Origin of the sequence: Halomonas sp. CSM-2, assembly GCF_002119345.1 — a bacterium.
Taxonomy (GTDB): Bacteria; Pseudomonadota; Gammaproteobacteria; order Pseudomonadales; family Halomonadaceae; genus Vreelandella; species Vreelandella janggokensis.
The window spans coordinates 51,202-72,112 of sequence record NZ_NBYR01000007.1 but is presented as its reverse complement, the minus strand read 5'-3'; the positions used below and the strand labels follow the sequence as shown (position 1 = coordinate 72,112).

Sequence of the window (20,911 nt, the reverse complement as noted above, 5' to 3'; positions counted from 1 at the left end):
AAACGGATGCGCCTGACGGCGCATCTCAACACGTTAGAATGACTGGCCTAACGAGAACTGGAAGAACTGGGTGTCATCGCCACTCTCTTCATTGAGAGGCTCAGCCACCGCAAAGGTCAACGGACCTACCGGCGTCAGCCAGGATAGCCCCACCCCGGCGCTGTAGCGTAGATCGCCAAGATCAACCCCTGAATTACAGCGTTGGCGGCTGGCATCTTCATCGAGCACGTCATAGCAGGATGACAGAAACGTATTACCCGCATCTAAGAACAGCGATGTCTGCAAAGAGTTCTGATTTTCCACAAACGGAAGCGGGAAAATAATTTCGGCGCTACCTTCGACGAGCACGTTACCGCCCAGGGTACGATCTCGCCCACCTTCTCGCGCCGGCGTCGTCCGCTGCCCGAGGGTGTTGGAGGTAAACCCGCGCACGGACCCCAGACCCCCGGCGTAGAAGTTTTCGTAGAACGGATACGGGTCATCGCCTATCGTATCGGCGTAGCCAAGATCACCGGTAAATTTCAACGACCATGCATCGTTGAGCGCGAATAACTGCTGTGCTCGGGCACTGGCTTTGTAGTATTGCGTGTCGCTGCCAGGTGCACCGGTTTCGATGGCGACACGCTGGTAGCTTCCCGCCGTGGGCATGATACCGCGATTAAGGTTATTGCGCGTCCAGTTGGCGTTCAGCTTCAGGGTTTGCGCATCCTTTCCCTCATCCTGAACATAACGACGAATTTCAGAGGCGGTATCAAAGTAGGTTTTTACCGTTAAGTCTTCGGCGCTGGCGCCAAAGTTCAGCCGCGATAGCTCACTGACCGGATAGCCGAAGTTGATACCGGCACCATACGCATCCGTGGAGTAGGTCGAGATATCGGAATCTTCGTAGTCGGTTTCACGGTAGAAGACGTTATAGCCTCGTGAAATACCGTCAAGCGTCCAGTAAGGGTCGGTGAAACCGAAGTTCACGCTGGTGAAGGTGTCACTCCGCTGAGCGCCAATGTTGACTCGGTTACCGGTACCCAGGAAATTATTCTGCGACAGCGACGCCCCGTATATCACCCCAGCGCTTTGCGAAAAGCCGACGCTGGCTGACACAGAGCCCGACGGTTGCTCTTCAACGTTGTAGGTGACGTCCAGCTTGTCGGGCTCGCCCGGGACCCGCTCGGTATCGACTTCAACCTGACTGAAAAAGCCTAATCGCTCGAGGCGTTGACGTGACTGGGTAATCGACTCCGTGGAAGCAGGAGCGCCTTCCATCTGGATCATTTCCCGGCGCAACACTTCATCATCGGTGGTCGTATTACCGACAAACTCGATACGTCGTACATAGGCACGCTGCCCCGGATCGACGTTAATCACCAGATCGACCGTCTCACCGTCACCGGCCACCTCAGGCACGCCCTGAACATCAGCAAAGGCAAAACCTTCTGCGCCAAGGCGTTGACGTAGCGCCTCGGTCGAGGCATTGAGGTCCTGACGCGAGAATATCTCGCCACGCTCAATGGTGAGCAGGTCCCGGGCCTCCTGCTCACTGATTTCCAGGTCACCTCTGAAACGCACATCGCCGACGCGGTACTGTTGGCCTTCGTTGACATTGAGCGTTATGAATATCTCTGACTTGTCGGCCCCGATCGATACTTGCGTAGAGGTCACGTCGAAGTTGACATAGCCGCGATCCAGGTAATAAGACCGCAGACGTTCGATATCGCCTGACAACGCTTCACGGGAGTACTCATCGCTGGAAAACCAGCCAAACCAGAAGCCAGGGCGATCTTCGAGCTCGAAAAGATCCAGCAGCGTTTCATCGTCGAAAGCCTCGTTGCCGACGATGTTTATCTGGCGGATCTTGGCGACTTCGCCTTCGTTGATATTGATATTGACACGCACGCGCCCTTCATCGATTTCCTCGACCTCAGTGTCGATACCTGCACTATAACGGCCCTGGGATTGGTAAACACCTTCCAGCTCACGCTCCATTTCCTCGAGCGTCGAGAGTTGAAGCACCTCGCCTTCCGCCAGACCTGCTTCCGTCAGCCCACGCCGCAGGTCATCTTCCGAGATTTGCTCGTTACCGCTGATGTTCAACTGGGTAATGGTGGGGCGCTCGACAACCTGTATCACGAGCACATCGCCTTCCCGGGCGAGCGATACGTCTTCAAACAACCCGGTTTCGAAAAGTTGCCGCGCCGCCGCTGCCAGTTCGCTTTCGCTCACCTGGTCATTGGCGCTGACAGGAAACGCATTAAAGACCGAGGCGGCGGAAACCCGCTGCAGTCCTTCCACACGAATGTCCGAAACATCAAAGGATTGTGCCTGGGCACCGCTGGCGCCCGCCAGCAAGAGTACCGCCATTCCAAAGGTCTTGATTTTCATGCAGTCATTTCGCTCGCGTTGGTCTGCCTATGCATTCAAACAGGCACCATATACATTTGTGCAGGCAGATGACAAGGCATCCTAGGCACTACACGCGTCGTTACCAAAGGCGCATCAGATCAAAGTACAGAGCCATCAGCATCAGGGTGCCCACCATGGCAAGCCCGATACGTAAGCCGATGGCTTGGGTTTGCTCGGAGACCGGCCGCCCGCGCACGATCTCCAGAAAATAATAAAGCAGATGCCCCCCATCCAGCACAGGGATAGGCAGCAAGTTCAATACCCCGAGGCTGATGGAAAGATACGCCAGAAAGCTGACAAATGCTTCCAGCCCCGCCCGTGCGGAATCCCCTGAAATCTGGGCAATTGTCACAGGACCAGACAGATTGGACGGCGATATCAGCCCTACCAGCATCTTGCGAATGGCATCAACGGTCAACAATGTCATGTCTGCTGTGCGCGACAGTGACTGCCCTACAGCTTCCAATGGGCCATAGCGTATCTCGCGCTGATACTCTTCAGGCCATTCGACAGGCTCGGCACCCGCACCAATGTACCCAATTTCAACGCCGGTCTCCAGACTGTTGCGACTGGGGGTCAAAGTGGTGGTTAGCCGTTGGCCGTCTCGTTCAACGGCAACCGTCAATGCCTCATCGGGGCTACCACGGATGACGTTGACGAAATCCATCCAGTCCGCAATGGGCTGTTCATCCACCGCGATAATGCGGTCACCCACCTGTAAACCCGCCTCGGCGGCCGCCTCGCCCTCAATTACCTGGCCAAGCGTGGCCGGGACATCGGGCTGCCAGGGGGTCAAACCCAGTGTTTCCAGTGGTTGCGGCGGATCCTGACGGGTCATGTAATCGCGTAGCGAAAGTTGGTAAGCCACCGCGTTGCTCTCACCCTGAGGCCGAGCTTCAATGGTTAGCTCTCCAGTGAAGCCGATCATCGACACCAGTTTCAGGTTGACCGCCTCCCAGTTGCTGACGGCTTCACCCTGAATCGCGGTAATCTCGTCCCCGTGGGCCAGCCCCGCTTCGGCGGCAGGGGAGTTCGGCACGGTTTCCCCGACCATCGGCGCAACGGCGGTTGTGCCCGCCACAAACAACGCCCAATAGGCGACAATCGCCAGCAGGAAGTTGGCAACAGGCCCCGCCGCCACTACTGCAATACGCTGCCAGACACTTTTACGGTTAAATGCCTGATCGAGCTGTTCGTCAGGTACCGGTGCCTCGCGTTCGTCGAGCATCTTGACGTACCCGCCAAGCGGGATGGCGGCAATCGCAAACTCGGTACCGTGGCGGTCAACCCGCGACCACAGAGGCTTGCCAAACCCAACCGAAAAGCGCAGTACTTTGACCCCGCAGCGACGCGCCACCCAAAAGTGACCAAATTCGTGGAAGGTCACCAGCAGCCCCAATACCACGATCACCGCTAAAATGTTTTGTATCAGGCCCACAGGGTACTCCTCGATATGCGCCTCAGCCGGGCTAAGACTAGGCGGACCAACGCGCCAACCATCCAGCTGCACGCTGACGTGCGCGTTGATCGGCCCATAAAATACTCTCAAGGCAATCGGCAGACCCATCGATAGGCGAGGACAACGCCTCTTCGACCAGCTGACCGATGCCCAGAAAACCCAATCGGTGATTCAAGAAAGCTTCGACCGCCACTTCATTGGCGGCATTAAGCACGACAGGCGCCAAACCACCACTGCGCATCGCTTCGCGGGCCAGTGGCAGGCACGGAAAGCGCGCTTCATCCGCTGTTTCAAAATCGAGCCGCGCCACCTGAAAAAGGTCCAGCGCTTCAACGCCCGCCTCGATTCTGTCTGGCCACGCCAGTCCATACGCGATGGGGGTACGCATATCGGGATTGCCCAACTGCGCAAGCACGGAGCCGTCCTGATAAGCCGCCATCGAATGAATGACACTTTGCGGGTGCACGACAACCTGAATTTGGTCAGGGCGGGCATCAAACAGCCAGCAGGCCTCAATCAGCTCCAGCCCTTTATTCATCAAGGTGGCGCTGTCCACCGATATCTTACGCCCCATCGACCAGTTGGGATGCGCACAGGCCTGTTCGGGCGTGACCTGAGCAATTGCCGCCTCACTCCAGGTCCGGAAAGGCCCACCTGAGGCCGTCAGCAGCAATTGCGATACACCGTGGCGCGAAAGGCCTCCACGATGCTCTGGAGGTAGACACTGATAGATCGCATTATGTTCGGAATCAATGGGTAATAGCGTGGCCCCGGAGCGAGCGACCGCCTTCATGAAGAGCGCTCCACTCATCACCAACGCTTCCTTATTGGCCAGTAGCACCCGCTTACCCGCTTCTGCCGCCGCAAGCGAGGGCAACAAGCCTGCCGCACCAACAATCGCTGCCATGACAATATCGACACTGGCATCACGAGCCACATCGCATAGCGCTTCCGGCCCCACCATGACCTCGGTGGATTGGCTTGCCCGGCGCAACTCAGCGCGCAGCCAACGAGCATCCGCCTCATTGGCAAGTACCGCAACGGCAGGGCGAAAGCGAAGGCACTGGCTGAGCAGCGTTTCTTTTGAGGTATGTGCGGTTAACGCATGCACCTGATAACGATCAGGGTGACGGGCGATGACATCGAGCGTACTGGTACCGATGGAGCCGGTGGAGCCCAGCACCGTTACACGCCGTGTGGTTATCGAGGTCATAGGCCCAGCACCTGTAGATAGAGCAGCGCAAACAGCGGAATCGCCGCCGTCAGGCTGTCAATGCGGTCCAGCACGCCGCCATGTCCCGGCAGCAGCTGGCTTGAATCTTTCACGTCGCGGTAGCGCTTGAGCATGCTCTCCAGTAAATCGCCCAACACAGAGATTAACGTGACCAGCAGCGTAACCGCCACCAGGGCCACACCTTCGGCCAATCCCAGCGACAGCGTGAACGCGAATCCAATCGCCAAAAGGGCCGTGGCCGCCATACCGCCCATCACGCCTTCCCACGATTTACCGGGGCTGACCCGGGGTGCCAGCTTGCGCTTTCCCCATCGGCGCCCCGCGAAGTAAGCGCCAATATCCGCCGACCAGACAAGCAGCAGTACGAACAGCAGCCACACGGCCCCGGTCTCGCGCAGAATATTGAACCCTACCCAACACGGCAACAGCACCCAAAGCCCCATCAATAAACGGCCTGGAGTAGAATGCCACTGTGCCGCCAGGCCTGGGTAGCGGGTGACCCATACCAGATTGAGAAGCCAGCCTGCCGCGGCAAGCCATAGCGGCCATTGGGCATGGGTGGCGCCACTGGTCCACATCACCAGCATCAGGACGGCACAACCGGCGACCAGTGCGGCACGCCTCAACGGTTGAATCACGCCGGCGAGATTGGTCCACTCCCATGCACCCAGCAGCATGACGAAGGCCGTGAAAAGGGCATAGCTTTCACCCTGCAGACCGAACAGGCCGACCAGCACCACAGGTGCTAGCCAGACCGCGGTTATCACTCGTTGCTTAAGCACCCTGGGCCTCTAACTGCTCGTCGGTCATGCCGAAGCGACGCTGCCGGCGACAGAAATCAGCCAGGGCATCATCAAAGGCCTGGGCATGGAAATCGGGCCAGAGTAACGGCGAAAAGTGCAGCTCGGCGTAAGCCAGTTGCCAGAGCATGAAATTCGAAAGCCGTTGTTCACCGCTGGTTCGAATACACAAGTCGATAGGTGGAACATAAGCACCCTCACCCATCGCCTGGTCCACCTGGACTTCGTCGATAGCGGATGGGGAAATCTCCCCTGCAACCGCCTGTTCAGCCAGTCGGCGGGCCGCCTGAGCAATATCCCATTGGCCGCCATAATTCGCGGCAATCACCAGATGCATACCGGTATTGTTGGCGGTCAACGATTCGGCACGCTGAATATGCTTCTGAATCGCATGGGAAAAACCACGCTGCTCGCCGATAATCGACAGGCGGATATTACGCTCATGCAGCTTCTTGACCTCTCGCTTGAGGGCCATCAGAAAAAGCTCCATCAGCGCATTGACTTCCGTTGCTGGCCGCTTCCAGTTCTCGCTCGAGAAAGCGAACAGGCTAAGCGTTTGCACCCCACGCTCGGCGGCACGCTGAATAACCGCCCTGACGGCCTCTACGCCTGCGCGATGCCCGCGCGCGCCTGACAGACCTCGCGCACGCGCCCAGCGATTATTACCGTCCATAATAATCGCCACATGGGACGGCAACGAATCCTGCTCCACCTCCATCGCGTTGGCATCGTCCGGTCGTTGTCCGGGGAGCTGCGGTGACGTCATGAATGCTTGCACCAAAGATCAATCATAGAAAAGCCACTCAAAGATGGCTGAGCGGGCAGCCCTGCTGCCCGCGGCGTGAACATCCGCTTCTTACACCTGCATCAGGTCGTGCTCTTTCGCAGCAAGTGCCTGGTCGATCTCAGCGATATACTTGTCGGTCAGCTTTTGAATCGCATCTTCGCCTTCACGTTGATCGTCTTCGGTAATTTCTTTATCTTTTAGCAATGACTTGAAATCACCGTTGGCATCGCGGCGTACGTTGCGCACCGCAACACGGGCATGCTCCGCCTCGCTGCGAGCCTGCTTGATATAGCCCTTGCGCGTCTCTTCGGTGAGCATCGGCATCGGCACGCGAATCACGTTGCCCGCACTGGCCGGGTTGAGACCCAGATCGGCGGTCATGATGGCCTTCTCGATTTTCTGCACCATGCTCTGCTCCCAGGGGGAGATCGTCAGTGTACGCGCGTCTTCAACGTTGACCGAGGCCACTTGGTTCAGCGGCACCTGACTACCGTAGTATTCCACGGTCACCGCATCCAGAATGCTCGGATGGGCACGCCCGGTACGAATCTTGTTAAAGTTGCTGTGCAGTGCCTCGACACTTTTTTTCATGCGCGCCGCGGCATCTTTCTGAATGTCATTAATCACGTGGATAACCTCTGTCTATCAGCGTACCTTCCCTGCCCCCAACTACTAAATTTAGCAGGGCACCAGGCTTGTTCATATCAAACACCCGCACTGGCATGTCATGGTCACGTACCAGGCAGATAGCGGTCAAATCCATGACGCCGAGCTTTTGATCAAGCGCATCATCGTAGGTGAGTTGTTCATATTTGACGGCATCGGGGTGCTTCACCGGGTCTTTATCGTAGACACCGTCGACCTTGGTCGCTTTGATCACCACATCGACATCGACCTCAATACCCCGCAGGCAAGCAGCCGAGTCAGTGGTAAAGAAAGGGTTGCCGGTCCCGGCTGAAAACAACACCACGTCACCGGACGTCAAATAGCGAATCGCCGTACGCCGATCATAGTGCTCGACCACCCCGCTCATGGGGATCGCCGACATCACTCGCGAGCGAATATTGGAACGTTCCAGCGCATCACGCATCGCCAGGGCATTCATAACCGTTGCCAGCATGCCCATATGATCACCGGTGACGCGATCCATACCGGCTTCATTCAGCGCCGCACCGCGAAACAAATTGCCACCACCGATGACGATACCCACTTGAACGCCAATACCCACTAGCTGGCCAATTTCCAGTGCCATTCGATCCAGCACCTTCGGGTCAATGCCAAAATCATGCTCTCCCATCAGCGCTTCACCCGACAGCTTGAGCAAAATACGTTTGTATTTCGACTTGGAACCGTCGGTTTTCGATTTGCTAGACAGGGAGGTAAGCGGTTCTTGAACATCACGCGACATGGCAATTCTCCTAGGGCAGACCTTGGCGCCGACAAGCGGCATCACCCCTTGTATTATGCAGGGGCCGGATACGCGAAGGCGTGCGCTCGCGCGCACGCCAACCTACAGCTGGAACATCAGACCTTAGCGACGGCCAGCCTGTTCCATAACTTCTTTCGCGAAGTCGACTTCTTCTTTCTCGATGCCTTCGCCTACGCCAAAGCGGGTAAAGCCAATCACTTCACCGCCTGCCGCTTTGACATACTCAGCCACCGTCTGGTTCTGGTCTTTCACAAACGGCTGCTCGGTCAGGCTGTTTTCTGCCAGGTACTTCTTCAAGCGACCTTGCACCATTTTTTCAGCGATCTGTTCCGGTTTACCGGCCATATCAGGCTGAGCAAGGATAATCGCTTTTTCGGCGTCCAGCTCTTCCTGAGGCATGTTCTCCGGATGCGCAACCGACGGGTTGATGGCGGCAACGTGCATCGCCACGTCTTTCGCCACCTGGGCATTGCCGCCTTTAAGGACGGTCAGCACACCAATACGGCCACCGTGAACGTATTCACCGACCACGCCACCGTCAACAGCGTCGACAACAACGGCACGGCGCACGCCAATGTTTTCGCCGATTTTCTGCACCAACTGCTCACGAGCGGTTTCCAGCTCACCGTCCATCACGGCGGCAACGTCTTCGCTTTTCGCGGCAAAGAAGGCGTCAGCAATTTTGTTGGTGAAGTCGATGAAGTTGTCATCGCGAGCCACAAAATCGGTTTCGGAGTTGATTTCCACCATAACGCCATAGCTGCCATCGTCGGCAACGCGGGTTACAACGGCGCCTTCCGCAGCGGTGCGGCCGGCTTTTTTCGCGGCTTTCAAGCCGGAGCTTTTACGCAGGTTCTCGATGGCAACGTCGATGTCGCCACCCGCTTCGGTGAGTGCTTTTTTACACTCCATCATGCCCAAGCCGGTGCGTTCGCGAAGATCTTTAACCTGAGAGGCGCTGATAGCGGCCATGAGATTTCACCTCTGAAATGGTTCTAGCTGAGAGTTAGTTAAACGCCTTGCCGAGTGTCGCAACGGTTCATGACCGAATGATCTCACTCTGCATGGCGCTGCCAACATTGATGTCGGCTCAAGACTGCCCACTCCAAGCCTTAACCCAAAGCGGGAAAAAGGGGGCTCAGGCCCCCTCTTAACATGATGCGGCACCCGTGACGACGCCGCATCGACCACCGGTTTACTCGGCGGCAGCGCTGCTGTCGGCGTCAGCGGCTTCTTCGGTGTCAGTCACTTCGACGAACTCGTCGGGGCGACCTTCCTTGGAACGCGCGCAAGCATCGGCAATCGCTTTTACGTAAATCTGGATAGCGCGGATGGAATCATCGTTGCCCGGAATCACGTAGTCCACGCCATCAGGGTTGGAGTTGGTATCCACCACACCGATGACCGGGATGCCCAGCTTATTGGCTTCATTGATCGCGATACGCTCGTGGTCAACGTCAATCACGAACAGTGCGTCCGGAAGGCCGCCCATGTTCTTGATACCGCCTACGGAGCGCTCGAGCTTGTCCTGCTCGCGGGTCGCCATCAGAACTTCTTTCTTGGTCAACTTCTCGAACGTGCCGTCTTCGTGCATCGCTTCAAGTTCGCGCAGACGCTTGATGGACACGCGAATGGTCTTGAAGTTGGTCAGCATGCCGCCCAACCAGCGATGGTTGACGAACGGCTGGCTTACGCGGTTGGCTTCTTCCTTAATGATCTTGCTGGCGCTGCGCTTGGTGCCAACAAACAAAATCTTGTTGTTGGATGCCGCCATCTTCTCGACCACGTCGATCGCTTCGTTCAGCGCCGGCAGTGTATGCTCGAGGTTGATGATGTGAATCTTGTTGCGCGCGCCGAAGATGAATTTGCTCATCTTCGGATTCCAGTACTTGGTCTGGTGACCGAAGTGAGCGCCTGCTTTAAGCAGGTCACGCATATTGACGTGAGACATGGTAAAACTCCTGAAACTCGGGTTAGGCCTCCACGCACCCCATGGATCCGACCATTGGCATCGTCAGACGCTGCCAGCGGCACCCGGGACCATGTGCCGGTGCATGTGTGTTTTCAAGGCTTGCTGTTCAATACCGCATCGTTCAACCGCCCGTAAGCGACGAAACCTGCGATGCCGTGATAACGCTTTGATGCTCCATTGTCCCCGACAGCAGAAAGTTTGCAGCGGATGACGATTGCAGGAAAGCGCGCGGCTTTATACCATAGATCATCGTTAAGATGAAGCCGTCATCCGTTCAGCGGGCCTTTTATTGCCGCTCAACTTGCCATTCTGAGTCAACATCGAGAATCCATGAACGTTCCCATTAAAACGCCTTCTGAAATCGACAACATGCGCGAAGCTGGACGCCAGGCAGCCAGCGTCATCGAGATGATCACCCCTCACGTCCAGGCGGGCATCAGCACCGGTGAAATCGACCGCCTGTGCCACGAGTACATCGTCAACGAGCTGGGGTCGACGCCTGCGCCACTCAATTACCACGGCTTCCCCAAGGCGACCTGCACCTCGATCAACCATGTGGTCTGCCACGGGATTCCCGACGACGCCAAAAAGCTCAAGAACGGCGACATCATGAACCTGGATATCACCGTGCGCACAGCCGCTGGCTACCACGGCGATTCCAGCGTGATGTTCGTGGTCGGCGAGACCATCCAGGGCGAGCGCCTGTGCCGCATTACCCAGGAATGCCTGTATAAAAGTATTGAGCAGGTCAAACCCGGTGTGCGCCTTTCTGAACTCGCCCGCGTGATTCAGAAACACGCTGAAGCCAATGGCTACTCGGTTGTTCGCGACTTTTGCGGTCACGGCATCGGCGCTGAATTTCACGAAGACCCCCAGTTCCTGCATTACGATGGCTATGCACCCAGCGCTGACATCAGCCTGGAAGCGGGCATGTGTTTCACCATCGAGCCCATGATCAATGTCGGGGGCTACAAAACCAAGGTGTTACGCGACGGCTGGACGGCAATCACCAAGGACCGCAGCCTGTCGGCGCAATGGGAGCACACCCTGCTGGTCACCGACACCGGCGTTGACGTGCTGACCGCACGCGGCGACGAAGACTTCAGCTTCTTGAATCATTGATGCTTTTACACCACTACCGGTTCGAACCCGACACCACGCTGTTCGATCTTGAGTTGTTCCGCACCGAGCTTGCGGGGTCACGCTCCCCCATCGCGCCGTTCAAGGCAGCGCTTGGTGAAATCCAGACGCGCCTGGACGAACGCTTTCGAGCCGGCGCCGATATCCGCGATCTGGTCCGGGGCCGCGCGTGGTATCTGGATCAACTGCTGGCTATCGCCTGGGAACAGCATGCCTGGCCCGACGACGGCGTTGCCCTTGTGGCCGTGGGCGGCTACGGGCGCGGTGAACTGCACCCGCATTCGGACATCGACCTGCTGTTGTTGCTGGAACACGACGACGACAGCCCCTACCGGGAGCCGCTGACCGCCTTCATCACTTTCTTGTGGGACATCGGTCTGGAAATCGGCCATAGCGTGCGCTCGCTCAACGACTGCGAGCGCGAAGCGGCCGCCGATGTCACGGTGATCACCAACCTGCTTGAGTCCCGCCTGGTTGCCGGCCCTGAGTCGCTACGCCACAAGATGCGCGAACGGCTCAGCGCCGAGCATGTATGGCCGGCCGACCGCTTTTTCGAAGCCAAGTGGCAGGAGCAGATTGCCCGTCACTACCGTTACAACAACTCCGAGTACCATCTCGAACCGAACCTCAAAAGCTCGCCCGGTGGGCTGCGCGATATCCAGATGATCGGCTGGGTCGCCAAGCGCCATTTCGGAACCGAGCAGTACGCTGATATCGTCGCCAACGGCTTCATGAACGATGCCGAACTGCGCATCTTGAGCCAGGGGCAGGCGTTTCTGTGGCAGGTCCGCTACGCCTTGCACATGCTCACCGACCGTGCCGAAGACCGCCTGCTGTTTGACCATCAGCGCACCATTGCCGAGATGTTCGGCTTTCGCGACACCCCCGAAGGCCTGGCGGTCGAGCAGTTCATGAAACGCTATTATCGGCACGTAACCGCCCTGGCCGGGCTTAACGACATGCTGCTGCAGCACTTCGATGAAGTCATCCTGCGCGGCAAGGAAGCACTGGAGACGGTCAAGCTCAACGAACGTTTTGAAACCAAGGGCGGTTATATTCAGGTGCGTTCGCGCAACCTGTTCCGGGAACAGCCTTCGGCCATGCTGGAGCTGTTTTTGCTGATGGCCAAGCACCCTGAAATAGAAGGCGTCCGCGCCGACACCATCCGCCTGATCCGCGACCATCGCCACCAGATCGACGATCACTACCGCGAAGACCCTCGCCACCAACGGCTTTTCATGGCCATCATGCGCGCGCCTGGCAATGTTCCACGCCAACTGCGGCGCATGAACCGCTACGGCATTCTGGGCAAGTACCTGCCCGAATTTGGCCGCGCGGTGGGTCTGATGCAGCATGACCTGTTTCATATTTATACCGTGGATGCTCACACGCTGCGGCTACTCAAGTTCCTGCACGGCTTCCGCAAGCCGGAGGCCAAGGACGATTTCCCGGTCGCCGCCACCCTGATGCAGCAGTTACCCAAGCTGGACCTGCTCTGGATCGCTGGCCTGTTTCACGATATCGGCAAGGGACGCGGTGGTGATCACTCGGAAATCGGCGCCCGGGACGTCGAACAGTTCTGCCAGCGCCATCATGTGCCACAACACGACACCAACCTGGTCAGCTGGTTGGTCGAGCACCATCTACTGATGTCCATGACCGCGCAAAAGCGCGACATCAGCGACCCGGATGTGATTCGCGATTTTGCCATGGAAGTGCGCAACGAGACGCGGCTGGACTATCTTTATGTGCTGACCGTTGCGGACATCAATGCGACCAATCCGACGCTATGGAACGGCTGGCGGGCGTCGCTGTTGCGCCAGTTGCATGCCGAAACCAAGCGCGCCCTGCGGCGCGGGCTGAACAACCCGCCCGACCGCGACGACTGGGTACGCGAAACGCGCACCGAAGCCCGTTCACTACTGCAAACGATTGGCGTTGATGAAACCGATATCGACCGGTTATGGGAATCGCTGGGCGAAGACTATTTCCTGCAGTACGCGCCCAGCGAAATCGTCTGGCAGACCCAGGGAATTCTTGCCCATCAACCATCGCCGTTGCCGCTGGTATTAATCAGCGCGCCCACGGCTGACATGGCCGAAGGGGGCACCAAGGTGTTCATCCACACCCGCTCGGTGGACGACCTGTTCGCCGCCACTGCCGCCGCCATGGAACAGCTGGGACTGTCGATCCACGACGCACGTATCGCGACGTCCAACAACGACTGGACACTCAATACCTTCATCGTGCTGGACAATCAGGGCCAGCCAATCCGCGACTCAGCGCGTATCGAAGAAATGCGCCAGCACCTGGTGGAAGAACTCGACGATCCCGACGACTATCCCGACATCGTCACGCGGCACACGCCGCGCCAGCTCAAGCACTTCCGGGTCGCCACCGAGGTGCTGATCGAACAGGATCCCGCCAACGACCGCACACTGCTGGAGCTCAGCGCCCCTGACCGGCCGGGGCTTCTGGCCCGCGTCGGGCGCATCTTCATGGAGCAGGACATTGCGCTCTCCGCGGCGAAAATCGCCACCCTGGGTGAACGCGTTGAAGACGTGTTCTTTATCACCACCAAGGCTGGCGAGCCGCTGACCGATCCGGACCGCCAACAACAGCTGCGTGAACGCCTGATTGAGGTGCTGGGGGTTTAATTGTCTTATCGCCCCGGTGGATTTGAGCCGACAGCGGGGCTTGCCTATAATCGTCGGCTACTTTTCGCGACACGACGCCTACAACGACGCCAGCACGGCGTTCTGGATACTCATGAACCCTGATCTCGACGCCCTGCATCCGTATCCGTTCGAAAAGCTCGCGGCGCTCAAGGCGGACCTGACCCCGCCCGAATCGCTTGCGCACATCCCGCTGACTATCGGCGAACCCCAGCATGCGCCCTACCCTGGGGCACTGGCCGCACTGGTGGCGCATCAGGCTGAGATGGCCCGTTACCCAGCCACCAACGGGCTGCCCGCCCTGCGCGAGACTATTGCCGCCTGGGCCTGCCAGCGTTTCGCGCTAGCAGGCCTCGATATCGAGCGTCAGGTCCTGCCGGTCAACGGCACGCGCGAAGCCATTTTTGCCTTCGTTCAAGCCGCCCTTGACCGGAGCCGCCCGTCCAAAGTGGCGGTGCCCAATCCCTTCTACCAGATCTATGAAGGCGCCGCTCTGCTTGCCGGCGGGGAACCACTGTATCTCGACTGCACCGCCGACAACGGCTTTCGTCCGGATTTCTCCGCCGTAAGCGCCGACACCTGGCGTGATGTGCAAATCGTCTTTATCTGCTCGCCGGGTAACCCCACCGGCGCGGTCACGCCCCTCGCCGACTTCAAGCAACTGATTGCGCTCGCTGATGAACACGATTTCATCATTGCCTCCGATGAGTGTTACTCGGAGCTCTACCTCGACGAAGCTGCACCGCCGCCTGGGCTCCTGCAAGCCTGCGCCGAGCTGGGCCGCGATGATTATCGGCGCTGCGTGGTGTTTCACTCGCTCTCCAAGCGCTCCAATTTGCCAGGGCTACGTTCAGGGTTTATCGCAGGCGATGCTGACCTGATAATGCCCTTCAAGCGCTATCGCACCTACCACGGCTGCGCCATGTCACTGCCCATGCAGCACGCTTCCATTGCCGCCTGGCAGGATGAAAACCACGTCTTCGCCAATCGCGAGGCTTATCGTAAAAAGTTTGGCGCCGTGACAGAGCTACTCGCCCCGGTAATGGATTTCCCCACGCCCGAGGCGAGTTTTTACCTGTGGCCCGCCGTGCCTGGTGGCGACGATATCGCTTTTACCCAGCGGCTATTTGTCGAGCAGCATGTCAGCGTGCTGCCCGGTAGTTTGATGGGCCGTCCCGGGCGCGAAGGCCGTAACCCAGGAAGTGGTCGACTACGCTTGGCATTGGTGGCAGAGCTTGCCCCCACGCTTGAAGCCGCCGAGCGGCTACGCCAACTTATCGAGCGCGGCTAACGCAAACGTTGACGGCATGACGACATTGTAGGAGGTCATACATGCTAACGCTTTATATCATCAGCAACTGCGACACCTGCCGCAAAGCGGCCAAGGCACTGGACGAAAAGGGCATTCCCTTTAAAACCTACGACCTGCGCAAGGACGGTCTGTCAGCACCACTGCTGGAGCATATTCTGCACCGCGTCCCGTTGGTCAAGGCGATCAACAAGCAAAGCAAAACCTGGCGCGAGCTATCGGATGAAGAAAAAGATTTTGATGCCAACTCGGGCCGCGAGCTGCTCTTGAAACACCCCACATTGTTAAAGCGCCCTCTACTGGAAGTCGACGACGAAACCATCCTGGTCGGCTACAAAGATGGCGACTACGACAAACTTTAAGACGAAACACTGACCTAAAGGAACGCAGTTATGCTGAGCTTTGCGCTTGGAATCGGCACCCAAAATACCCAGGGCGACTGGCTGGAAATCTACTACCCGGCACCGCTGATCAACCCACCGGAAAGCCTGGTGAGTGCTGCCAAGGACGTTGTCGACGCGCCCCAGGGTAATGCGGCCATCAGCTTCCTGCCGGAAGACTGCACGCGCCTGGCCAAGGCCCTTCAGGAAGCGGGCCATCCCGAACAGGCGGAGCTTGCTGAATCTTTCGCGTCCAGCCAGCGCCCCCTGGTCGCCATGTTCCTGGAAACCGACCAGCCGCCGCAAACCGCACCTGAGGTCTACCTCAAGCTGCACCTGCTCTCCCATCGCCTGGTAAAACCCCACGGACTGGATCTGACCGGCATGTTCGGTCTGCTGCGCAACATTGCCTGGACCAACGAAGGCCCGATCGACATTGAAGAGCTTGCCGCCCGCCGCCTCAAGGCACGCCTGGCAGGCCGTGCACTGTCGGTGGACTGCGTCGACAAATTCCCCAAGATGACCGACTACGTCGTTCCCCAAGGCATCCGCATTGGCGACACCGCTCGGGTCCGTCTGGGCGCCTATCTGGGCGAAGGCACAACGGTCATGCACGAAGGCTTCGTCAACTTCAACGCGGGCACCGAAGGTCCCGGCATGGTCGAGGGACGTATTGCGGCAGGGGTCATGGTGGGCAAGGGCTCCGACCTGGGCGGCGGTTGCTCCACCATGGGCACGCTTTCCGGCGGCGGCAATATGGTAATCAAAGTTGGCGAGGGCTGCCTGATCGGCGCCAACGCGGGCATCGGCATTCCGCTTGGCGACCGCTGCACTGTCGAAGCGGGCCTGTACATTACCGCAGGGGCGAAAGTGACGCTGCTGGATGATCAGGGCCAGGAGGTCAACACCGTCGCCGCACGCGAGCTGGCAGGCCAGGACGATCTGTTGCTGCGCCGTCACTCACAAAGCGGCCGTATTGAGTGCCTGACCAATAAAAGCGCCATCGCACTCAACGAGGCGCTGCATGCCCATAACTGAGCCAGAAGGTTTATCACCGACGCTGCAGCTGGCGTTTGACCTGCTCAGCCGGGCATCGGTGACGCCAGATGACGAGGGCTGCCAGGACCTGATGATCGAGCGCCTCGTGGCGCTCGGCTTTCATATCGAGCAACTGCCGTTTGGCGATGTAAAGAATTTCTGGGCCGTGCGCGGCCATCATGGCCCGGTGCTGGCTTTTGCTGGCCACACCGATGTGGTGCCCAGTGGGCCTCATACCAATTGGGAGTATCCCCCCTTCACTCCCTGCATCAACGACGAGGGCATGCTGTGCGGGCGTGGTGCTTCCGACATGAAAGGCAGCCTCGCGGCAATGCTCACGGCTGTCGAGCGGTTTGTGACCGCGCACCCCGATCACGATGGCCGTATTGCTTTTCTGATCACCTCCGATGAAGAGGGCCCCGCCGTCGACGGTACTCGCGCGGTGGTCGAGCATTTGCGCGAGCGCAATGAACGCCTCGACTACTGCATCGTCGGTGAGCCTTCCTCCACGTCACGCCTGGGGGATGCGATCAAAAACGGCCGACGCGGCTCTCTGGGAGGCGTGCTGCATATAAAAGGGGTGCAGGGCCACGTGGCTTACCCGCACCTGGCGTGCAACCCGATCCACCAGGCAATGCCTGCGCTGGATGCACTCGTCAACGAACACTGGGATGCGGGCAATGATTTTTTCCCGGCTACCAGCTTTCAGGTTTCCAACTTTCGTGCGGGGACGGGCGCCACCAACGTGATTCCCGGTGAGGTCGAAGTCGTCTTCAACTTCCGATACTCAACGGAAGTCACCCATGAAACCCTCAAGGCACGCAGCGAAGCGATCCTGGATCAGCACGGCCTTGAGTACCACATTGACTGGATGCTCAACGGCGAGCCGTTCTTGACCGCCGAAGGCGAGCTGGTCGATGCCACCATGCGCGGCGTTGAAGCCATCACTGGCGAGCGTCCCGCGCTATCCACCAGCGGGGGCACCTCGGATGGACGTTTTATCGCCACCCTGGGCGCCCAGGTGGTCGAACTGGGGCCGCTCAACGACACGATCCACAAGATCGATGAACGCGTGCGTGCAAACGACCTGGACGACTTAAGCCGGATCTACGAAGCCACCCTGCAAGCGCTGTTCATCGCCGACAAGGTACGCGCATAATGGAATCTTACCCGGATATTGAGATTTACCTTGCCGATGTCGTCCATCCGGCGCTAAACGAATGGCTCGCCGACGCTCTGGAGGCACCGCCGCTTGCATCGGCAGGTAAAGGCAAATGGCGCACTCAGGGCAGCTACCAGGGGCACGTCGTCCCCGTGTTATTGGTGGAAAAAGCCGCCGACGGCTTTGCCAGCCTATGGCTGGACAGCAGCCATAGCCCCTGGCAGACCGACCAGGAAGCCGCACAGCACGCGGCTGAAGCCTTGCAGACCGAAATTCGCTGCTCGCTGGGCGGCTGGCATCCCGGTGATGACCCCGACCGTTTTTGGCAGGTGCTACCCGACGGCCGCGAAGGGCCCATACAATGGCCCGATTCAGGTCGCTAACCGATCAACCTAAAGAACTTGACCCCGCCGAGGCGGGGTCAAGAGATCATGCTAGCCAATAACACCCTGGCTGATGACTACTCGATAATACTCACATCGTCAGCCTGCAAACCACGCTCATTTTTAATCACGTGGTAGCGCACAATCTGGCCTTCCGCGAGCATGCGCGGACCACGACCACGAATTGCCCGAAAATGGACAAACACATCGTCGCCGTTATCGCGGGTAATAAAGCCGTAACCTTTATTGGTATTAAACCATTTCACCTCACCCTCTTCGCGGCCGTCGTTAGGGTCGATGAGATCCTCATCATCGTCCGCCGCCGGGGCTTGAGACTGACGCGGTGCTGGCTTGGAACGAACGGCCACATCAGGCGACACCACGACAGGCGGTGCGAGCGCAGCGGTTGCCAAGGTGGCAATGCAAAGCACAATGAAACTTCCGATGGCAACGGCAATATAGATGCCGCCAGCGCCTGTCACGGCAAGCTCGGCCAGCCACTGCTCAGCCAGGGGTGCGTCGGTTAAATGAACAATCCCCGCCAGCAATAGCGGCGTGGGGGCGGCAAGTAAAATACTGATCAAGATACTGCGAAACACAACTTTTGGGTTCATGGATAAAAAAAGCTCTCTTGTTGTATGGGTAACAGAAGAAGGACAATACTCAATTCAACGGGTTTTGACGACCCAATGTATCGAGCTACTACACAAGGTTGCAATGTTACCATGACATCTACGTTATCGCCCGCTGAGCTCACTCAACAGCTTGAATCTTTAGAAAGCCGCCTGGCCTATCAAGAACACTGGCTCGATACCCTGGATCAAGCCGTCGCCCAACAGGAACGCCGACTAGCGACACTGGAGCAACTCAGTGCGCTGATGCGCGAACGGATTCGCGAACAGCACCAGGCACGCCATATGGATGACGCCCCCGATGCCAGCCGACCCGAGGACGACATACCGCCCCACTACTGATGAATGATAATGCCCCAACAGCGACCTATCGATTCACCGCGTCTGCGGGGTCAACACTTTCCAGATCAAACGCCTCAGCCACCGCCGCGTAGGTCACCTGTCCATTGTGGACGTTAAGCCCTGGCAAGAAGTGCCGGTTATCGCGTAACGCCTGTTGCCATCCTTTATCGGCCAACGCCAGCACGAATGGCAGCGTGGCATTGGTCAGCCCCAGCGTGGAGGTCCGCGCCACCGCCCCCGGCATGTTGGCAACGCAGTAATGGACAATGCCATCGACGATATAGGTCGGCTCGGCATGGGTAGTGGGTCGGCTGGTTTCGAAACAACCGCCCTGATCGATCGCCACATCCACCAGCACGCTACCGGGCTGCATATCCGTCAGCATGGCACGGGTAATCAGCTTAGGTGCCGCTGCCCCCGGGATGAGTACCGCACCGATGATCATATCAGCCGTTTTGGCGGCTTCATCGAGCGCATCCGCCGTTGAGTAGACGGTTTTGATCCGGCCTTGATAGCGGTCGTCCAGCACTTCCAGGCGATCAATGGATTTGTCCAGAATGGTGACGTCTGCGCCTAACCCCAGGGCCATACGCGCGGCGTTTTCACCGACCACACCGCCACCGATGACGGTCACTTTCCCTGGCGCCACTCCCGGCACGCCCGGCAACAGCACGCCCGCACCCCCCTGGGCTTTTTCAAGACTATGGGCGCCCGCCTGCACGGCCATGCGTCCCGCCACCGTGCTCATCGGCGCGAGCAACGGCAAGCCGCCCTTGGCGTCGGTAACCGTTTCATAAGCGATGCAGGTCGCGCCGCTTTCCATCAACCCCTTGGTGAGGGTCTTCTCGGCAGCCAGATGCAGGTAGGTAAACAGGGTATGCTGTGGCGTCAGCCGTGCGACTTCTTCTGCCTGAGGCTCCTTCACTTTCAAAATCAGCTCGGCGTTTTGCCAAAGCATCGCGACATCCGCCTCGACGCTTGCCCCCGCTGCTTCGTAGTCGCGGTCATGAAAACCGGCACCTTCACCCGCGCCCGCTTGAACCGTTACCTGATGACCCCGCCCGGTCAATTCGCGCGCGCCAGTGGGCGTCAAGGCCACCCGGTATTCATGGTTTTTGATCTCTTTAGGGACAGCGATGCGCATAGTTGGCTCCTCGTGATTGAGCGAGAAATTCGTCAATATTGATGCCATTACAGCACAGCTTTTACTCGCCTCCATCCCCCGGCATATAAAACAAAAAAAACGCCGGTTAAGGCGTTTATCAGGAGAAAAATCTAGCGGCTAGCGGCTAGCGGCTTTTGGCAAAAAAATCATCGTTATTCAACAACCACCGCATCACCGTAAAGTCGCCGATACTCGTCGGGCAGACGCATGGGCCGCCCGCTGGATAGCGCCACGCAGGCAAAGCGGGTACGGGCCCTGAGCAAGGTTTTAGAGTCGTGCTTGCGCTTCAACTGGAAGCGACGGGTCAAGCTAAAGCGTCCGTCACAGGCCACGATCCAGGTCGCCAACTGAAGCCGGTCACCCTCATAGCTTGGCGCCAGGTAGTCCAACTCGTGGCGGTGCACGACCATGGCGCGGTCAAGCTCTCGGTAGCGCTCGAGCGTAAGCCCCAGCGCTTCTGAATGCGCCCAGCTGATTTGCTCAACCCAGCGCAGGTATTCACTGTTGTTGACGTGCCGGTAGGCGTCGATGGCCTCATCCGTCACGTCGATCTCCATCACAAAAGGCTCGGGTAGCGCCCACTCCATTGTCTTGGCTCCTTCACCGG

General features: G+C 58.4%; 20 protein-coding genes. 8 read left to right on the top strand and 12 right to left on the bottom strand.

Annotation, left to right across the window (positions count from 1 at the left end; translation table 11 throughout):
- Positions 1-33: 33 nt before the first annotated feature.
- The 9 genes from bamA to rpsB form a co-directional block, all read right to left on the bottom strand.
- Positions 34-2,376, bottom strand: coding sequence for an outer membrane protein assembly factor BamA (bamA, locus tag B7L15_RS07360; RefSeq protein ID WP_369596851.1), 2,343 nt, complete (start codon positions 2,374-2,376; stop codon positions 34-36).
- A gap of 100 nt (positions 2,377-2,476) precedes the next feature.
- Positions 2,477-3,835: a sigma E protease regulator RseP gene (gene rseP, locus B7L15_RS07355; RefSeq protein WP_085918345.1), complete on the bottom strand. Its 1,359-nt coding sequence runs from the start codon at positions 3,833-3,835 to the stop codon at positions 2,477-2,479.
- Positions 3,836-3,872: 37 nt separating this feature from the next.
- A complete protein-coding gene (ispC, locus tag B7L15_RS07350) occupies positions 3,873-5,069 on the bottom strand; it encodes a 1-deoxy-D-xylulose-5-phosphate reductoisomerase (protein ID WP_085918344.1) in 1,197 nt (398 codons plus the stop codon).
- Entirely contained in the window at positions 5,066-5,872 is an 807-nt protein-coding gene (locus B7L15_RS07345; protein ID WP_085918343.1) for a phosphatidate cytidylyltransferase, read from the bottom strand. Before B7L15_RS07345 ends, ispC begins: the two co-directional genes overlap by 4 nt.
- A complete protein-coding gene (gene uppS, locus B7L15_RS07340) occupies positions 5,865-6,656 on the bottom strand; it encodes a polyprenyl diphosphate synthase (RefSeq protein WP_085918342.1) in 792 nt (263 codons plus the stop codon). Before uppS ends, B7L15_RS07345 begins: the two co-directional genes overlap by 8 nt.
- 90 nt (positions 6,657-6,746) lie before the next feature.
- Entirely contained in the window at positions 6,747-7,304 is a 558-nt protein-coding gene (gene frr, locus B7L15_RS07335; RefSeq protein WP_085918341.1) for a ribosome recycling factor, read from the bottom strand.
- A complete protein-coding gene (gene pyrH, locus B7L15_RS07330; protein WP_085918340.1) occupies positions 7,297-8,085 on the bottom strand; it encodes a UMP kinase in 789 nt (262 codons plus the stop codon). The genes frr and pyrH overlap by 8 nt, the downstream gene beginning before the upstream one ends.
- 123 nt (positions 8,086-8,208) lie before the next feature.
- Positions 8,209-9,078, bottom strand: coding sequence for a translation elongation factor Ts (gene tsf, locus B7L15_RS07325; protein ID WP_085918339.1), 870 nt, complete (start codon positions 9,076-9,078; stop codon positions 8,209-8,211).
- Positions 9,079-9,301: 223 nt separating this feature from the next.
- Positions 9,302-10,057, bottom strand: coding sequence for a 30S ribosomal protein S2 (rpsB, locus tag B7L15_RS07320; protein WP_085918338.1), 756 nt, complete (start codon positions 10,055-10,057; stop codon positions 9,302-9,304).
- 351 nt (positions 10,058-10,408) lie between these two features.
- On the opposite strand from rpsB, the gene map reads away from it, so the two are divergent.
- From map to B7L15_RS07285, 7 genes are all read left to right on the top strand, one after another.
- A complete protein-coding gene (gene map / locus B7L15_RS07315) occupies positions 10,409-11,200 on the top strand; it encodes a type I methionyl aminopeptidase (protein WP_085918337.1) in 792 nt (263 codons plus the stop codon).
- Positions 11,200-13,875, top strand: coding sequence for a [protein-PII] uridylyltransferase (locus B7L15_RS07310; RefSeq protein WP_085918336.1), 2,676 nt, complete (start codon positions 11,200-11,202; stop codon positions 13,873-13,875). Before map ends, B7L15_RS07310 begins: the two co-directional genes overlap by 1 nt.
- A gap of 112 nt (positions 13,876-13,987) precedes the next feature.
- Entirely contained in the window at positions 13,988-15,184 is a 1,197-nt protein-coding gene (gene dapC, locus B7L15_RS07305) for a succinyldiaminopimelate transaminase (RefSeq protein ID WP_085918335.1), read from the top strand.
- A 41-nt stretch (positions 15,185-15,225) separates the two neighbouring features.
- Complete coding sequence (locus B7L15_RS07300) at positions 15,226-15,564, top strand: Spx/MgsR family RNA polymerase-binding regulatory protein (RefSeq protein ID WP_085918334.1); 339 nt, start codon at positions 15,226-15,228, stop codon at positions 15,562-15,564.
- A 30-nt stretch (positions 15,565-15,594) separates the two neighbouring features.
- Positions 15,595-16,620: a 2,3,4,5-tetrahydropyridine-2,6-dicarboxylate N-succinyltransferase gene (gene dapD, locus B7L15_RS07295; protein WP_085918333.1), complete on the top strand. Its 1,026-nt coding sequence runs from the start codon at positions 15,595-15,597 to the stop codon at positions 16,618-16,620.
- Entirely contained in the window at positions 16,607-17,779 is a 1,173-nt protein-coding gene (gene dapE, locus B7L15_RS07290) for a succinyl-diaminopimelate desuccinylase (protein ID WP_085918332.1), read from the top strand. The genes dapD and dapE overlap by 14 nt, the downstream gene beginning before the upstream one ends.
- On the top strand, positions 17,779-18,165 hold the full coding sequence (locus B7L15_RS07285) for a hypothetical protein (protein ID WP_176243655.1): 387 nt from the start codon (positions 17,779-17,781) through the stop codon (positions 18,163-18,165). The genes dapE and B7L15_RS07285 overlap by 1 nt, the downstream gene beginning before the upstream one ends.
- Positions 18,166-18,242: 77 nt before the next feature.
- Here B7L15_RS07285 and B7L15_RS19935 read toward each other — a convergent pair whose 3' ends face one another.
- Positions 18,243-18,779 (bottom strand): cold-shock protein, encoded by a 537-nt coding sequence (locus tag B7L15_RS19935; protein WP_085918330.1) that lies wholly within the window; start codon positions 18,777-18,779, stop codon positions 18,243-18,245.
- 111 nt (positions 18,780-18,890) lie between these two features.
- On the opposite strand from B7L15_RS19935, the gene B7L15_RS07275 reads away from it, so the two are divergent.
- A complete protein-coding gene (locus B7L15_RS07275; RefSeq protein ID WP_085918329.1) occupies positions 18,891-19,139 on the top strand; it encodes a SlyX family protein in 249 nt (82 codons plus the stop codon).
- 25 nt (positions 19,140-19,164) lie between these two features.
- Here the strand turns inward: B7L15_RS07275 and ald are convergent, their stop codons facing one another.
- The gene (gene ald, locus B7L15_RS07270) at positions 19,165-20,283 is read right to left on the bottom strand and encodes an alanine dehydrogenase (RefSeq protein ID WP_085918328.1); all 1,119 of its coding nucleotides are present in this window, start codon (positions 20,281-20,283) and stop codon (positions 19,165-19,167) included.
- Positions 20,284-20,456: 173 nt separating this feature from the next.
- Positions 20,457-20,891, bottom strand: a complete 435-nt coding sequence (locus B7L15_RS07265) for an acyl-CoA thioesterase (RefSeq protein ID WP_085918327.1) — start codon at positions 20,889-20,891, stop codon at positions 20,457-20,459.
- Positions 20,892-20,911 lie beyond the last annotated feature (20 nt).

Coding starts and splice junctions, on each gene's coding strand:
- ald (WP_085918328.1), bottom strand. CDS start 20,283: ATGCGCATCGCTGTCCCTAAAGAGATCAAAAACCATGAATACCGGGTG.
- uppS (WP_085918342.1), bottom strand. CDS start 6,656: ATGACGTCACCGCAGCTCCCCGGACAACGACCGGACGATGCCAACGCG.
- tsf (WP_085918339.1), bottom strand. CDS start 9,078: ATGGCCGCTATCAGCGCCTCTCAGGTTAAAGATCTTCGCGAACGCACC.
- B7L15_RS07265 (WP_085918327.1), bottom strand. CDS start 20,891: ATGGAGTGGGCGCTACCCGAGCCTTTTGTGATGGAGATCGACGTGACG.
- pyrH (WP_085918340.1), bottom strand. CDS start 8,085: ATGTCGCGTGATGTTCAAGAACCGCTTACCTCCCTGTCTAGCAAATCG.
- map (WP_085918337.1), top strand. CDS start 10,409: ATGAACGTTCCCATTAAAACGCCTTCTGAAATCGACAACATGCGCGAA.
- B7L15_RS19935 (WP_085918330.1), bottom strand. CDS start 18,779: ATGAACCCAAAAGTTGTGTTTCGCAGTATCTTGATCAGTATTTTACTT.
- dapE (WP_085918332.1), top strand. CDS start 16,607: ATGCCCATAACTGAGCCAGAAGGTTTATCACCGACGCTGCAGCTGGCG.
- B7L15_RS07300 (WP_085918334.1), top strand. CDS start 15,226: ATGCTAACGCTTTATATCATCAGCAACTGCGACACCTGCCGCAAAGCG.
- dapC (WP_085918335.1), top strand. CDS start 13,988: ATGAACCCTGATCTCGACGCCCTGCATCCGTATCCGTTCGAAAAGCTC.
- B7L15_RS07310 (WP_085918336.1), top strand. CDS start 11,200: ATGCTTTTACACCACTACCGGTTCGAACCCGACACCACGCTGTTCGAT.
- ispC (WP_085918344.1), bottom strand. CDS start 5,069: ATGACCTCGATAACCACACGGCGTGTAACGGTGCTGGGCTCCACCGGC.
- dapD (WP_085918333.1), top strand. CDS start 15,595: ATGCTGAGCTTTGCGCTTGGAATCGGCACCCAAAATACCCAGGGCGAC.
- rpsB (WP_085918338.1), bottom strand. CDS start 10,057: ATGTCTCACGTCAATATGCGTGACCTGCTTAAAGCAGGCGCTCACTTC.
- bamA (WP_369596851.1), bottom strand. CDS start 2,376: ATGAAAATCAAGACCTTTGGAATGGCGGTACTCTTGCTGGCGGGCGCC.
- B7L15_RS07285 (WP_176243655.1), top strand. CDS start 17,779: ATGGAATCTTACCCGGATATTGAGATTTACCTTGCCGATGTCGTCCAT.
- B7L15_RS07275 (WP_085918329.1), top strand. CDS start 18,891: ATGACATCTACGTTATCGCCCGCTGAGCTCACTCAACAGCTTGAATCT.